Source organism: Aeromicrobium sp. Root495, from assembly GCF_001426755.1.
Lineage (GTDB): Bacteria > Actinomycetota > Actinomycetes > Propionibacteriales > Nocardioidaceae > Aeromicrobium.
The window spans coordinates 399,671-414,813 of the sequence record NZ_LMFJ01000002.1; the positions used below are offsets into that span (position 1 = coordinate 399,671).

General features: G+C 70.4%; 14 protein-coding genes. 11 read left to right on the top strand and 3 right to left on the bottom strand.

The window, feature by feature from the left end; translation table 11 throughout:
• The first annotated feature begins 26 nt into the window (after positions 1–26).
• Positions 27–1,070, top strand: coding sequence for an AurF N-oxygenase family protein (locus ASD11_RS16035; protein ID WP_235503380.1), 1,044 nt, complete (start codon positions 27–29; stop codon positions 1,068–1,070).
• A gap of 1 nt (position 1,071) precedes the next feature.
• Positions 1,072–2,463: an FAD-dependent oxidoreductase gene (locus tag ASD11_RS16040; protein ID WP_056289881.1), complete on the top strand. Its 1,392-nt coding sequence runs from the start codon at positions 1,072–1,074 to the stop codon at positions 2,461–2,463.
• Positions 2,464–2,466: 3 nt separating this feature from the next.
• Here ASD11_RS16040 and ASD11_RS16045 read toward each other — a convergent pair whose 3' ends face one another.
• Positions 2,467–3,225: a MerR family transcriptional regulator gene (locus ASD11_RS16045; RefSeq protein ID WP_056289884.1), complete on the bottom strand. Its 759-nt coding sequence runs from the start codon at positions 3,223–3,225 to the stop codon at positions 2,467–2,469.
• Positions 3,226–3,331: 106 nt separating this feature from the next.
• On the opposite strand from ASD11_RS16045, the gene ASD11_RS16050 reads away from it, so the two are divergent.
• From ASD11_RS16050 to ASD11_RS16085, 8 genes are all read left to right on the top strand, one after another.
• Complete coding sequence (locus ASD11_RS16050) at positions 3,332–4,543, top strand: acetyl-CoA C-acetyltransferase (protein WP_056289887.1); 1,212 nt, start codon at positions 3,332–3,334, stop codon at positions 4,541–4,543.
• A 35-nt stretch (positions 4,544–4,578) separates the two neighbouring features.
• Positions 4,579–6,765: a 3-hydroxyacyl-CoA dehydrogenase NAD-binding domain-containing protein gene (locus ASD11_RS16055; protein WP_056289889.1), complete on the top strand. Its 2,187-nt coding sequence runs from the start codon at positions 4,579–4,581 to the stop codon at positions 6,763–6,765.
• Between the two features lie 175 nt (positions 6,766–6,940).
• Entirely contained in the window at positions 6,941–7,936 is a 996-nt protein-coding gene (locus tag ASD11_RS16060) for an ABC transporter substrate-binding protein (protein ID WP_056289892.1), read from the top strand.
• Between the two features lie 7 nt (positions 7,937–7,943).
• Positions 7,944–9,002 (top strand): FecCD family ABC transporter permease, encoded by a 1,059-nt coding sequence (locus tag ASD11_RS16065; protein WP_056289895.1) that lies wholly within the window; start codon positions 7,944–7,946, stop codon positions 9,000–9,002.
• A gap of 10 nt (positions 9,003–9,012) precedes the next feature.
• A complete protein-coding gene (locus ASD11_RS16070; protein WP_056289898.1) occupies positions 9,013–10,086 on the top strand; it encodes a FecCD family ABC transporter permease in 1,074 nt (357 codons plus the stop codon).
• The gene (locus ASD11_RS16075; protein WP_056289902.1) at positions 10,083–10,892 is read left to right on the top strand and encodes an ABC transporter ATP-binding protein; all 810 of its coding nucleotides are present in this window, start codon (positions 10,083–10,085) and stop codon (positions 10,890–10,892) included. The genes ASD11_RS16070 and ASD11_RS16075 overlap by 4 nt, the downstream gene beginning before the upstream one ends.
• A 170-nt stretch (positions 10,893–11,062) precedes the next feature.
• A complete protein-coding gene (locus ASD11_RS16080) occupies positions 11,063–11,758 on the top strand; it encodes a class I SAM-dependent methyltransferase (protein ID WP_056289905.1) in 696 nt (231 codons plus the stop codon).
• A 26-nt stretch (positions 11,759–11,784) separates the two neighbouring features.
• Entirely contained in the window at positions 11,785–12,666 is an 882-nt protein-coding gene (locus tag ASD11_RS16085; RefSeq protein ID WP_162246508.1) for an aldose 1-epimerase family protein, read from the top strand.
• A gap of 5 nt (positions 12,667–12,671) precedes the next feature.
• On the opposite strand, the gene ASD11_RS16090 is transcribed toward ASD11_RS16085, so the two are convergent.
• Both ASD11_RS16090 and ASD11_RS16095 read right to left on the bottom strand, forming a co-directional pair.
• Positions 12,672–14,162 (bottom strand): SDR family oxidoreductase, encoded by a 1,491-nt coding sequence (locus ASD11_RS16090; RefSeq protein ID WP_056289911.1) that lies wholly within the window; start codon positions 14,160–14,162, stop codon positions 12,672–12,674.
• Between the two features lie 76 nt (positions 14,163–14,238).
• Positions 14,239–14,571 (bottom strand): hypothetical protein, encoded by a 333-nt coding sequence (locus tag ASD11_RS16095; protein WP_156464847.1) that lies wholly within the window; start codon positions 14,569–14,571, stop codon positions 14,239–14,241.
• 151 nt (positions 14,572–14,722) lie between these two features.
• Here ASD11_RS16095 and ASD11_RS16100 point away from each other — a divergent pair, with 151 nt between their 5' ends.
• Positions 14,723–15,136 carry an OsmC family protein gene (locus tag ASD11_RS16100; protein WP_056289916.1) on the top strand — a complete coding sequence of 138 codons (414 nt, stop codon included), beginning with the start codon at positions 14,723–14,725 and terminating at the stop codon, positions 15,134–15,136.
• Positions 15,137–15,143 lie beyond the last annotated feature (7 nt).

The following is a 15,143-nucleotide window of genomic DNA, read 5'->3' on the forward strand; positions in this document are numbered from 1 at the left end:
GAGCATGTGACATCGCTCGATGTCACATGAGCGATGACAAGGAGATCGTCATGACCGCCGAGCTGAGTGAAGACGTCGAGACGCCCGAGCTGCCGCAGGACATGGACCGTCAGGAGTACGCCGACGTCCTGCGCATGCTGTCGCAGGCCTCCGTCGACCGTCACTTCGACGCCTTCGTCGACGTCCCGTGGGACGACCCCGACTTCGCCGTCGACCCGCACGACCCGCGCTGGGTGCTGCCGCCCAACAGCGACCCGCTCGGCGCCCACCCCTGGTACCAGGCGCTCCCGCTCGAGCGTCAGATCGAGATCGGCCGCTGGCGCCAGGCCAACATCCTCAAGGTCGGGCTGCAGTTCGAGAACATCCTGATCCGCGGCATCATGCAGTACGTCTTCAGCCTGCGGAACGGCTCGCCCGAGTACCGGTACCTCACGCACGAGGCCACCGAGGAGTGCCACCACACGCAGATGTTCCAGGAGACCGTCAACCGCATCGGGATCGACGTCCCCGGCATGCCCGGCTACATGAAGATCGCCGCGCCACTCATCCCCATGCTGGCGTCGGTCGCACCCGTGGGCTTCTTCATCGCGGTCCTCGCCGGCGAGGAGCCCATCGACCACACGCAGAAGGCCATCCTGCGCGACGGCCACGAGATGCCGCCCGTCATGACCCGCATCATGCAGATCCACGTGGCCGAGGAGGCGCGTCACATCTCGTTCGCGCACGAGTACATCAAGCGCCGCGGACCGCGCATGGGCCGCCTCGACCGCTGGACCACGGCCATCATGTTCCCGGTCATCATGCGCGTCGCGTGCGACCTCATCATGGTGCCGCCGAAGTCGTTCCGGAAGGAGTTCGACATCCCGCGCTCGGTCATGAAGGACCTGTACTGGCGGGCGCCGGAGTCGCGCGTGCGTCTCTCCGAGCTCTTCTCCGACGTGCGGATGCTCGCCGAGGAGGCGGGCCTGATGAACAGGGTGTCGCGCCGCGTCTGGAAGCTCCTGCGCATCGACGGTCGCACGTCCACGTACCGCGGCGAGCCCGCTGCGGCGTTCGACGCGGCCGCCTGACGTGCCGCACGTCGTCACCCAGAGCTGCTGCGCCGACGCCTCGTGCGCCCACGCGTGCCCGGTCAACTGCATCCACCCCACGCCCGACGAGCCCGACTTCGGCCTGTCCGACATGGTCTACGTGGACCCGTCGTCGTGCGTCGACTGCGGCGCGTGCGTGACGGCGTGCCCCGTGGGCGCCATCTCGGCACACACCCGCCTCCTGCCGGGTGAGCTGCCGTTCATCGAGCTCAACGCCGCGTACCACCGCGAGGCCTCGGGACCGAGGCCGCTGCAGGCCCCCGTGCCGAGCATCCCGCGGCTGGAGCGGGCGGGGCGCGCGAGCGTCGTGGTGGTCGGTGCCGGCCCCGCAGCCCTCTACACCGCAGCCGAGCTCGTCAAGAACGAGCAGGTCGACGTCACGGTGCTCGAGCGGCTCGACGTCCCGCACGGTCTCGCCCGGTTCGGCATCTCGCCCGACCACACCCGCACGCGCCGCATCCGCGGCCAGCTCGACCGCATCCTCGACCACCCCCGCGTCACGCTGCGCACGGGTGTGGAGGTCGGCCGCGACGTCTCCCTCGACGACCTCCGGGCCGAGCACCACGCCGTCGTCCTGGCCACGGGCGCCACCCTGCCCCGTCGGCTCGCCGTCCCAGGGGCGGACCTGCCCCAGGTCACGACGGCGTTCGAGCTCGTCACGTGGTGGAACGGCCATCCCGAGGCCGTCCGTCCGGTGCTGGAGTCCGAGCGCGCCGTGGTGGTGGGCGCCGGCAACGTTGCCCTCGACGTCGCTCGGATGCTCACGGCCTCCCCGGAGGTGCTGCGGCGCGCGGAGCTCAGCAGCACGGCCCGTCAGGTGCTGGCCGAGTCGTCCGTCAGGCATGTCGACGTCGTCGCCCGCGGCACGGCCATGGATGCCGCGTTCACCACGCCGGAGCTCGTCGGTCTCGTGGCCCTCGAGCACGTGGTGGTCAGGGTCGACGGTCTGGAGGAACGTCCCGCCGGCCTCACCGGTCTCGCCGAGCAGCGGTGGAACCTCCTGGCGCAGCTGGCCGCGCGGCCCGAGGGCGGCGAGCGCACCATCACGCTGCGCTTCGGCCAGACCCCCGTGGAGGTCGTGGGCGACGGCCGTGTCGCCGGCGTGCGCGTGCGCGCGGCCGACGACACCGTGAGAGCGCTCCCGGCCGGCCTGGTCGTCGCTGCGATCGGTCAGGTGGCCCACGAGCCGGTGGAGCACAGCGCGGGACGCGTCCTCGCTCCCGAGAGCGGCACGGCCGAGCCGGGCCTGTACTGCGTGGGCTGGCTCAAGCGCGGCGGTCGCGGCTTCATCGGCAGCAACCGGGCCTGCGCCCGGGAGACCACCCGCTCGGTGCTCGACGACGTGAACGCCCTCGCCCGCACCGTGGCCTGAGCCTCAGCGGTCGGTCTTGCGCCGGATCGTCTCGCGCTTCTCGTCGTCGACGGCGCCCTCGTACGCGGTGACGAGCGCCTGCACCGTGAGGGGCTTGAAGCGCTCCACCATGGCGGTGAGCATCTCCGGCGGGTGGCCCGAGTCCCTGAGGTGCGGCCACACCATGGTGCGGAACAGCTCGGTGAGCTCGTGCGCGAGCGCCCGGCCGTGCTCCGTGATGACCCGGCGCGACGCGTGCGCGGCCTCCACCGGGAGCCCGGCCTCCAGGAAGCCGATGCCCACGGCGAGGTGGGCGGGGGAGACCCGGAAGACGTCCTCGGTGGGCGTGGGCTCCACGATGCCGATGGCCACGAGGATCTCGAGGGCGTCGTCGTCGAGGGTGCGTCCGGCGCGTGTCTCCAGCTCGGAGCGGTCGATCGTCTCGGGCAGCTCCGGCGTCCAGGGCGCGAGCAGCGTGCGGTGCAGCGCCACCTGCTCCGGCGAGGCCTCGGCCGGGATGCGCTCGAGGTAGCCCTCGATGGCCGACAGCGTGAAGCCGTGCGCCTGGAGCTCCCGCACCAGCTCGAGGCGGGCGATGTGGTCGGGCCCGTAGTAGCCGTTGCGCCCCTCGCGCCGCGGCGGCGGGATGAGCCCGCGGCCGGCATAGAAGCGCACGGTGCGCACCGTCATCCCGACGCGTGCGGCGAGCTGCTCCACGCTCATGGTCTCGGCGGGACGGTCCGCGTCGGCCGACGCGGTCGACTCGTGTGACGTCGTGGTCATCACGCACTCCTTTCCACCCCAGGCTGGAACTCTGACAGTCATGGTGTCACAATCGACTCACGCCGTCCCCACGGCGCACCGACTCACCTGTCTGCGAGGACTTCACATGACCGAGGCATTCGTCTACGACGCCATCCGTACGCCGCGCGGTCGCGGCAAGAAGACCGGCTCCCTGCACGAGGTCAAGCCGATCTCGCTGCTGACCGGCCTGCTCGACGAGCTCAAGACCCGCAACCCCGACCTCGCGCCCAACGAGATCGACGACGTCATCCTCGGCGTCGTCAGCCCCGTGGGCGACCAGGGCGCCGACATCGCGCGCACCGCCGTGCTGGCCGCCGGCTTCGGCGAGCAGGTCGCCGGCGTGCAGCTGAACCGCTTCTGCGGCTCGGGCCTGGAGTCCATCAACCAGGCCTCCGCCCGCGTGAAGTCGGGCTGGGAGGACCTCATCGTCGCCGGCGGCGTCGAGTCCATGAGCCGCGTGCCCATGGCCTCCGACGGCGGCGCGTGGGCCATGGACCCCAAGACCGCGCTCGAGACCGACTTCGTGCCCCAGGGCATCGGTGCCGACCTCATCGCCACGCTCGAGGGCTTCAGCCGCACCGACGTCGACACGTTCGCCGCCGAGTCGCAGGCGCGTGCCGCCAAGGCCATCGCCAACGGCTACTTCGACAAGTCGGTCATCCCCGTCAAGGACATCAACGGCCTGCCCGTCCTCGACCACGACGAGTTCGTGCGTGAGGGCACCACGGTCGAGAGCCTCTCGAGCCTGGGCGCCTCGTTCGCGGGTCTCGGCGACTTCGGCTTCGACGCGGTCGCGCTCGAGAAGTACATCACCGTGGAGAAGATCAACCACGTGCACCACGCGGGCAACAGCTCGGGCATCGTCGACGGCGCCTCGCTCGTCCTCATCGGCAACGAGAAGGCCGGCGAGCGTCACGGCCTCACCCCCCGCGCCCGCATCGTCTCCACCGCGGTCATCGGCTCCGAGCCCACCATCATGCTGACGGGCCCCGGCCCGGCCGCCCGCAAGGCGCTGGCCAAGGCCGGCCTGCAGCCCGACGACATCGACCTCATCGAGATCAACGAGGCCTTCGCGGCCGTCGCCATGAAGCTCATGCGCGACCTCGACGACTACCCGCACGAGCAGACCAACGTCAACGGCGGCGCCATCGCCATGGGTCACCCCCTCGGCGCCACCGGCGGCATGATCCTCGGCACGCTGGTCGACGAGCTCGAGCGTCGCGAGAAGCGTTACGGCCTGGCCACGCTCTGCATCGGCGGCGGCATGGGCATCGCCACCATCGTCGAGCGCATCTGACATCCCCCGAACTGATTTCCAGGAGAGACACACGTATGACTGAAGCAGTGCGCTACGAGGTCGAGGGCGGCATCGTCAACCTCGTCATCGACGACCCCAGCCAGAACGCCAACACCATGAACGCGGCCTACGCCGAGTCCATGGAGAAGGCCGTCGACCGGCTCCGCGACGAGATCGCAGCCGACGCCGACTCCATCAAGGGCGTCATCATCAGCTCGGGCAAGAAGACCTTCTTCGCCGGTGGTGACCTGAAGCTCATGACCCAGGCCGGACCGGACGACGCGCAGCGTCTGTTCGACGAGGTCGAGGGCATCAAGGCCACGCTCCGCAAGCTGGAGACGTCGGGCAAGCCCGTCGTCGCGGCCATCAACGGCGCTGCGCTCGGCGGCGGCCTCGAGATCGCGCTCGCGGCGCACCACCGCATCGCGGCCGACGTCCGCCTCGAGCTGGGCCTCCCCGAGGTCAGCCTCGGCCTGCTCCCGGGTGGCGGTGGCGTCACGCGCACCGTCCGCATGTTCGGCATCCAGGACGCGCTCATGAACGTGCTGCTCCAGGGCCCCCGCATGCAGCCCGCCAAGGCCAAGTCGCTCGGTCTCATCGACGAGATCGTCCCCGCCGACGAGCTGCTGTCGGCGGCCAAGGCGTGGATCGAGTCCGTGCAGGGCGACGAGGACGCGGCCACGCAGCCGTGGGACCGCAAGGGCTACCGCATGCCCGGCGGCACGCCGTCCAACCCCAAGCTCGCCGCCTCGCTGCCCGCCTTCCCGGCCGCTCTGCGCAAGCAGACCAAGGGAGCGCCCTACAAGGCGCCGCGCAACATCCTCTCGGCCGCGGTCGAGGGTGCGCAGGTCGACTTCGACACCGCGAGCCGCATCGAGTCGCGCTACCTCGTCGAGCTCATCGTCGGTCAGCAGTTCAAGAACATGACGCAGGCCTTCTTCTTCGACCTGGGCGCCATCAACGCGGGCAAGTCCCGTCCCGACGGCATCGAGCCCACCAAGGCCGAGAAGATCGCCGTCATCGGCGCCGGCATGATGGGCGCGGGCATCGCCTACGTCTCGGCCAAGGCCGGCTTCCAGGTCGTGCTCAAGGACGTCGAGCTCGCCGCCGCCGAGAAGGGCAAGGCGTACAGCCAGAACATCGTCGACAAGGCGGTGGGCCGCGGTCGCCTCACGCAGGAGAAGGCCGACGAGCTGCTGGCACGCATCACCCCCACGGCCGACTACGCCGACCTCGAGGGTGCTGACTTCGTCATCGAGGCCGTCTTCGAGTCGGTCAAGCTCAAGCACGAGGTCTTCGGCGAGCTGCAGAAGGTCGTCAAGCCCGACGCCCTGCTCGGCTCCAACACCTCCACGCTCCCCATCACGATCCTCGCCGAGGGCGTGGAGCGTCCCGACGACTTCATCGGCATCCACTTCTTCTCGCCCGTCGACAAGATGCCGCTGGTGGAGATCATCGCCGGTGAGAAGACGTCGGACGAGGCCATCGCGCGCGTCATCGACTACACGAAGGCCATCAAGAAGACGCCCATCGTCGTCGGCGACAGCCGTGGCTTCTTCACGAGCCGCGTCATCGGCACGTTCGTCAACGAGGGCATCGCGATGCTCGCCGAGGGCGTCTCGCCGGTCAGCATCGAGCGGGCCACCACGCAGGCGGGCTTCCCGGCCCCCGTGCTCCAGCTGAGCGACGAGCTCAACCTCGAGCTCATGGTCAAGATCCGCAACGAGTCCAAGGCTGCGGTCGAGGAGGCCGGCGGCGTGTGGCCCGAGAACGCGGCCGAGAAGATCATCGACACGATGATCGAGATCGGTCGCCCGAGCCGCCTCAAGGGCGCGGGCTTCTACGAGTACGTCGACGGCAAGCGCACGGGACTGTGGAGCGGCCTCGCCGAGCAGTTCCCCGTGGCCGCCGAGCAGCCCGACTTCGAGGACCTCAAGGAGCGTCTGACGTTCATCATGAGCCTCGAGACGATCAAGTGCCTCGACGAGGGCGTCCTGCGCACCGTCCCGGACGCCAACATCGGCTCGATCTTCGGCATCGGCTTCCCGGCCCTGCAGGGTGGCGCCATCCAGTACGTCAACGGATACGAGGCGGCCGACGGCCGCATCGGCATCCAGGCGTTCACGGAGCGTGCCCAGGAGCTGGCCAAGAAGTACGGCGAGCGGTTCGAGCCCCCGGCTCTCCTGCTCGAGAAGAGCGCGAAGAACGAGACCTTCGTCTGAGCCGCTCCTGAGCCGGTCTCACCCGGTTCGTGACAGAGCCGCCCGATCCCACGCAGGGATCGGGCGGCTCTGTCACATCTGGAGCCGGTCACGCGCGAGACCGACCTCACTGACGAGGGCAGGCAAACCTCAGTTAGGCTGACCTTTGTTCCGCCCCCACTCTCGAAGGACCGTCATGACGGCTCGCCGCCTCCTGCCCCTCGTCGCCGGCCTCGTGGCCGCCCTCACGCTCACCGCGTGCGGCTCCGACGACACCTCGTCCGCCTCCGGCGACGACGCCTGGTCGTACACGTCGGCCAACGGCGACACGATCACGCTCGACCACAAGCCGAAGCGCATCATCGCCAGCGCGGCCGAGGCCGCCGGCCTGATGGCCTTCGGCATCAAGCCGGTCGGCATCTACTACGCGCAGGGCGAGGACTGGGAGCCCGGCCTCCAGGGCAAGGACCTCTCGGGCATCAAGGTCATCGGCAAGGAGTGGGGCAAGATCGACGCCGAGGCCGCCGCCGCGCTGAAGCCCGACCTCATCGTGGCCGACTGGTGGCCCGCGCAGAAGGAGTACCAGGGCTTCGAGGAGGGCGCCGACGCCGCCTCCATGAAGGTCCGCAAGCTCGCACCGGTCATCGGGGCCAACCAGCAGGGCTCGCTGCTCGAGGTCGTCGAGTGGTACGAGGGCTTCGCCCAGAGCATGGACGTCGACACCGAGTCCACGAAGTACGCGAGCGACAAGAAGGCCTTCGACCAGGCCAAGGCCGATTTCCGGGCCGCGGTGAAGGCTCGCCCCGACGTCTCCGCCCTCGCGGTCTCCCCGGCCGACGACCTCCTCTACGTGGCCGTGCCCAAGTACTCGACCTCGCTCACCGACTTCAAGGCCTGGGGCCTGGACGTCGTGGTCCCCGACTCGCCCAAGGCCGACTTCCCCTACTGGGAGTACCTGAGCTGGGAGAAGGCCGACAAGTACCAGGCCGACCTGCTGATGCTCGACGACCGGGGCTACGAGAACACCATCAAGACGGGCGAGCGTCAGCCCACGTGGGACAAGATCAAGGCCGCCAAGGCTCGTGAGTACACGCCGTGGCCCGGGTACTGGATCCACACGTACGCCGACTACACCGAGCAGCTCACGACGCTGACCGCCGCCGTCGAGAAGGCCGACGCGAACCTCGCGTGAGGACCGCATGACCACCACGACCCGTCCCCCGACCCCGTCACCCGCGCCCGCGCGGGCCGGGGCGGTGGCCGACGTCGCGCGCATCACGGGCCTCGTCGTGCTGACCGGCGTGCTGGTCGTGGTGGCCTTCGCGAGCATCACCCTCGGGACGCGCGGTGTGGGCGTGTCCACGATCATCCGCTCGTTCACCGACTACGACCCCGACTCCACGGCCCAGACGGTCATCCGCGAGCTGCGGGTCCCGCGCACCATCATCGGGATCCTCGCCGGGATGGCGCTGGGCCTCGGCGGAGCCCTCCTGCAGGGCGTCACCCGGAACCCGCTCGCCGACCCGTCGATCATGGGCACCACCAACGGTGCCTCGGCCGCCATCGTCGTCACGATCATGGTGTTCGGGGCCCAGTCGCTGCACACCTACGTGTGGTTCGGCTTCCTCGGGGCCGCGGCCGCCACCTTCCTCGTCTACGCCGTGGCGTCCTTCGGTCGGGAGGGCGCCACGCCGGTCAAGCTGGCCCTGGCCGGTGCTGCGGTGTCGGCGGGGCTCTACTCCCTCATCACCGGCATCGTCATGACCAACCTCGACGCCCTCAACGAGATGCGGGTCTGGCAGGTGGGGTCGCTCGCGAGCCGGGGCTGGCCGATCCTGCACCAGGTCTGGCCGTTCTTCGTCGTGGGGATCCTGGCCGCGCTCGTGACCGCGCGCTGGCTCAACGGTCTCGCGCTGGGCGACGACATCGCCACGGCGCTCGGCCAGCGGGTGGCCCGCACCCGCGGGCTCGTCTTCGTGATCGTGACCGTGCTGGCCGGCTCGGCCGTCGCGGCGTGCGGGCCCATCGTGTTCGTGGGACTCGTGGTGCCCCACCTGGCGCGTGCCATCTGCGGCCCCGACTACCGCTGGACGTTGCCGTACACGCTCCTGCTCAGCCCCATCCTCCTGCTCGCCGCCGACATCGTCGGACGGCTCGTCATGCGCCCGGGTGAGCTCCAGGTCGGCGTCGTCCTCGGCGTGATCGGCGCCCCCGCCTTCATCCTCCTCGTCCGTCGCCGGAACCTGGCCGAGCTGTGAGGACGACGTCATGACCGATCTCCTCGACCGTCCCGCCGACCAGCCGGCGGCCCCCGAGCCCACCGTCCGGGTGCGGCGCGGACGTCGTTTCCGCCAGGCACGGGTCGTCGTGGTGACGACGATCCTCGGCGCCGTCGCGTTCGCGCTCTTCGTGGCCACCATGATGATCGGCAGCTTCCCGGTCTCGGCCTGGGAGGTCATCGCCTCCACCTTCCGCCTGCAGGACGATCCCTCGATCGACTTCATCGTCCGCGACCTCCGCCTGCCCACGGCTGTCACGGCGCTCGCCGTCGGTCTCGCGCTGGGCATGTCGGGCCTGATCTTCCAGAAGCTGCTGGGCAACCCCCTCGCCTCGCCCGACTTCGTGGGCATCTCCTCGGGCGCCAGCATGTTCGCGGCGGTGGCCATCATCACCTTCCACGCGAGCGGCCTGGTGGTCTCGGGCGTCGCGCTGCTCGGGGCGGTCCTGTCGGCCGGCGCCATCTACCTGTTCGCGTGGCGCGACGGCGTCACGGGCTACCGCTTCGTGCTGATCGGCATCGGCGTGAGCGAGTTCTTCGTGGCCATCACGGGCTACGTGATCGCCCGCGCCCAGGTGAGCGACGCACGCGCCGCGATGTCCTGGCTCGTCGGCTCGGTGGGTCAGGCCGGGGCGACCGAGCTGCGGATCCTGCTCGTCTCCCTTGCCGTGCTGCTGCCGTTGTCGCTGCTGATGGGTCGTCAGCTCGGCGTCATCGAGCTGGGCGACGACGCCGCCCAGGGCCTCGGTCTGCGCGTGCAGGCGGCCCGCCTCGGGCTCCTCACGGTGTCGGTCCTGCTCGTGGCGCTGGCCACCGCAGCGGCCGGTCCGGTCGCCTTCGTCGCGCTCATCGCCGGTCCCATCGCCGTCCGGCTCCTCCGCGGCCAAGGCTCGGGGCTGCTCGCGGCCGCCTTCGTGGGCGCGATCATCGTGCTCCTCGCCGACCTCGTCGCGGCGCACGCCCTGCCGGCGGCCCTGCCCACGGGCGTGGTCACCGGCGGCATCGGCGCGCCCTACCTCATCTGGCTCCTCGCCACCGTCAACCGGGAAGGACGCGGCGGATGACCTCTCACGACCTGCGGGCCGAAGACCTCACCCTCGGGTACGCCGACGTCGACATCGTGTCCCACCTCGACGTCCAGGTGCCCGACGGCAGGATCACCGTCATCGTCGGTGCCAACGCGTGCGGCAAGTCCACGCTGCTGCGTGGGCTCGCGCGGCTGCTCAAGCCCCGTTCGGGTGCCGTGCTGCTCGATGGCAAGGCCGTCCAGGACCTGCGCAGCGTCGACGTGGCCAAGGTCGTCGGCCTCCTGCCGCAGACCCCGGTGGCTCCCGACGGGATCACGGTCGCCGACCTCGTCGGACGTGGCCGTTATCCGCACCAGGGTTTCTTCCGCCGCTGGAGCCCCGAGGACGACGCTGCGGTCGAGGCCGCGATGGAGGCCACGGGGACGGCCGACCTGGCCGAGCGTCCCATCTCGGCCCTCTCGGGCGGCCAGCGCCAGCGCGTCTGGGTGGCCATGGCGCTCGCGCAGGACACCGACCTCGTGCTGCTCGACGAGCCCACGACCTACCTCGACATCACGCACCAGGTGGAGCTGCTCGACCTGCTCACCGACCTCAACCGTGCGCACGGCAAGACGATCGTCATCGTGCTCCACGACCTCAACCTCGCGTGCCGCTACGCCGACCACCTCATCGCCATGAAGTCGGGCGCGATCGTCCGCGAGGGCGCGCCGCAGGACATCATCGACGCCGACCTCGTGTCCGACGTCTTCGGGCTCTCGTCCGACATCGTCCCCGACCCCGTGAGCGGCACTCCGATGGTCGTCCCCCGCGGCCGCCACCACGTCGCCACCCCCGCCCTCTGACCCCCGGTCGGTTTACCACGGGGGGTTGGTAGACCGACCCATACCTCCGGAAGCTTCCGTAGGGATGGGTCAGGTTGCCGAGGGGAGGACGGTTTGCATAGTTACCGTGGTAAACCGTCGGTCGGGCGGGGGCCACGCGGTGTTCATCTCACGTCCCTAGCGTCGGGAGCATGAGTGAGTCCCTCGGCCTGCGGGCGCGACGACGTCTGGCGCGGGCCATCTACACACCGCCCCCGCCGCCCGCCCCTCCGCGCGACCCCGAGCTCGTGGCGCTCGACCGGCTCGAGCGGGAGTGGAAGGGCGGCCCCGTCCGCGACGAGCGCATCAACGAGCACCTCTCGCTCATGCTCGACAAGGCCGGCGTCACCGGCGGCCAGGTGCTCGAGATCGGCGGCCGCGGCTACCCCCGCGGCCAGGTCTTCGGCGACGCCTTCACGTACCGCAACCTCGACCTCGTCGACACCGGCGAGGGCACCATCGTCGGCGACATCACCGGCTGCCCCGAGATCGCCGACGAGACCTTCGACGTCGTCCTCAGCGTCGACGTCTTCGAGCACATCGACCGACCCTGGCTGGCCGGCGAGGAGATGGTGCGCATCCTGAAGCCGGGCGGGCTGGTCTACACCTCGACGCTCTTCAGCTGGCGCTACCACCCGTGCCCCATCGACTTCTGGCGCTACACCCCCGAGGCCCTGGCCTTCCTGATGACCGGCACGGACACGATCGACCAGGGCTTCGACCTCACCGAGCGTCGCCGCGACGTCCGCAAGAAGGCGGCCGAGGACCCCATGCGCATCGACGAGCTCGGTGGCTGGCGCGAGAACGTCCGGGTCTTCCACGCCGGCGTGAAGCCGGACCGCCCGTGACGTTCGGCCTGCCTACCATGGTGGGCATGGCTGACGAAGTTGTCCTGCGCGACGGAACCATCCGCCTCGCCGTGTCGTCCCACGGTGCCGAGCCCCAGTCGTTGCGGGCTCCCGACGGGACGGAGCTGCTCTGGGGCGGCGGAGCCCCGTGGAAGCGGCACGCCCCGGTCCTCTTCCCCATCATCTGCCGGGTGCCCGAGGACAGCGTGGTGGTGGCGGGCGACCGCTACCCGATGCCGCAGCACGGGCTGGCGCGCGACCACGACTTCCAGGTCATCGAGGTGGGCGGCGACCGCGCCACGTACGTCCTGCGCACGGACAGCACGACCCTCGACCACTACCCGTACGACTTCACCCTGGCGGTCGCCTACACCGTGGCCGACGGCACCGTGACCATCACGTACGACGTGGAGAACAACGGCCCCTCCGAGATGCCCTACTCGCTCGGCTGGCACCCGGCCTTCCGCTGGCCGCTCGGCGAGGAGGGTGAGCACGTCATCACCTTCGACGAGCGGGAGCCGGCACCGTTCCGCCGCGTCGCCGACAACCTCCTCGCACCGCAGGAGCACGAGAGCGTCGTGATCGACCGCAGGCTCGTCGTGCGCCGGGAGCTCTTCGACGACGGCGCCGTGATCATGACCGATGTGAGGAGCAGGGGCCTGGAGTACCGGAGCCCCGACGGTCACGGGCTGCGGATGGAGTGGGAGGGCTTCGGCGGGATCACGGTGTGGACCACCGGCCCGGACAAGCCGGGCGACCTCCTCTGCATCGAGCCCTGGGCGGGCTCGCCCGCTCCAGCCGACTTCAGCGGCGAGCTCGTCGATCACCCCGGCACCGCGGTGCTGGCTCCGGGGGCGCGCGCACGGCACGTCGTGCGGGTCACGCCCTTCCGCGTCGAGACCGACTGACCGGCTCAGCCGGTGGATCGGCCGGAGGACTCCTCGAGGGCCAGCTGCTCGGCCGCCTTGGCGATGTTGCGCTGCATGCCGCCGAAGATGATGCCGTGGAACGGCAGGATGCCCCACCAGTAGAGCTGCCCGAAGAGACCGTGCGGGTGGAACAGCGCCCGGTGGTGGAACGTCGTGCTTCCGCCGTCGTCGGAGCCCACCTCCAGCTCGAGCCAGGCCAGCCCAGGGACCCGCATCTCCGCGCGGAGCCGGAGGAACGTCTTGTCGTCGGTGGCCTCGACGCGCCAGAAGTCGAGGGCGTCGCCCACCACGAGGTCCTTGGCGTTGCGCCGACCACGGCGCAGGCCGGGCCCACCGACGAACCGGTCCATCCAGCCGCGCACGGCCCAGGCGAGGGGCCAGGAGTACCAGCCGTTGTCGCCGCCGATGCCCTCGATGACGCTCCACAGCTGGGAGGGGGAGGCCTCGACCTCCCGCGTCCGCTCGTCCTTGTAGAGCGATCCGCCGGCCCAGTCGGGATCGGAGGGGAGCGGCTCCGAGGGAGCGCCCGCGTACGACGCCGACGACCAGCTCGTGGGGACGTCGAGGTCCTGGATCTTGGTCAGGGCCAGCCCGACGGCCTTGTCGTAGCCCGTGAGGCCGCCCTCCGGGTCGGGCACGTACTGCTGGATGTCGTGCTCCGACGCCACCACGGTGTTGCGCAGCGACTCCACGAGGGGGCGGGCGAGCGACGCCGGGACGGGGGTGATGACGCCCACCCAGTGGCTCGAGAGCGTGGGCGACAGCACCGGGACCTTGAGGATCCGGCGCCGGGGCAGACCGGCCACGGCGGCGTAGCGCTGCATCATGTCGAGGTAGGTCAGGACGTCGGGTCCGCCGACGTCGAACCGTCGGCTCACGTCGGACGGCATCTCCGCCGAGCCCACGAGGTAGTGCAGGACGTCACGGACGGCGATGGGCTGGATGCGGGTGGTCACCCAGCGCGGCACGACCATGACGGGCAGGCGCTCCGTGAGGTAGCGCAGCATCTCGAAGGAGGCCGAGCCCGAGCCGATGACGACGCCGGCCTGGAGGACCGCGGTGGGGACGCCGGAGTCGAGCAGGATCTGTCCCACCTGCTCGCGGGACCGCAGGTGCTCCGAGAGCTCCTCGCCCTGCGGCACCATGCCGCTGAGGTAGACGATGCGCTGCACGCCGGCGTCGTGGGCGGCGTCGGCGAAGCCCTGCGCCATGTCGCGCTCGGTCTTCTCGAAGTCGTCGCCGGTGCCGATGGAGTGCAGCAGGTAGTAGAGGACGTCGACGTCCTCGAGCGCGGCCCGCACGGCGTCTGCGTCCGTCGCGTCGCCGACGCTCACCTCGACGTCGTCGGACCACGCGTGCGCGCGGGTCTTGGCCTCGTCGCGGACCAGCACGCGGACGGTGTGGCCGGACTCGAGAAGACGGGGGACCAGGCGCCCACCGATGTATCCGGTGGCGCCGGTGACGAGAGAACGCATGGACCCAGTCTGGTGTGCGTGGGCCGACCCGCCACTCGGCCGGGCCGAGGCGCTTCAGCGAGGGGCGGTCGGACGGTCAGCCGGCGTGGGCGCGACGGATGCTCAGGCCCACGTCGCGGTAGGCGAAACGGTGGTGGAAGTGCAGCGGCGCGGGGGGTGTGCCGGTGGGGGAGACGAGGCCGGGGTCGGCCGTCTCCTCGTCGCAGTGGCGCGACCAGCAGTCGTTCCGCACCACGAGCCGGTCGAGGACGATCGAGGCCAGGTAGTTGCCGTCGAGGTCGACGACCTCCGTGTCGCCCCACGGGCACCAGCCGATGCAGTGCCCGTCCAGGTCGAAGACGTGCGCGTCGTCCCAGCTGCGACGGAAAGCGATGGCATGCCCCGCCATGTCATACAGATAAGTGCTCATCCCGAGTTCCTTCTTCCTGATTCGACGGTACGCCGAGTTCTGTCGGGGTTCAGGTCGAAATCGCCGGTCCGGGCAGAAATGACTCGATGGGACTAGTCCGCGACCGGGTGCGGGTGGTCACCCTGGGCGACGGACGGGCACGATGGGTGTCATGACGGACGACACGCGACGCTCGGTGGCCCTCGACCGGATCGAGCGGGCGCGCTACCGCGTCACGAACGCTCGGGGCGGCTCCATCACGATCGGGGAGGGCGACGACGCCGACTTCACGCCGGTCGAGCTGCTTCTCGCCGCCATCGCCGGCTGCACGGCGATCGACGTCGACTACCTCACGACGAAGCGGTCGGAGCCGGTGCGGTTCGCGGTGGAGGCACTGGGCGAGAAGCTGCCGGAGCACGTCATGAGCGACCTGCGGGTGCTGCTCGACGTGGAGTTCCCCGACGACGAGGCCGGTCGGGCCGCGCAGGCGCGCGTGCCCGGTGCCGTGGCCACCTCGCACGACCGGCTCTGCACCGTCAGCCGGACCGTCGAGCACGGCGTCCCGGTCCGGTCCGAGGCGGTCTGACCCGTCA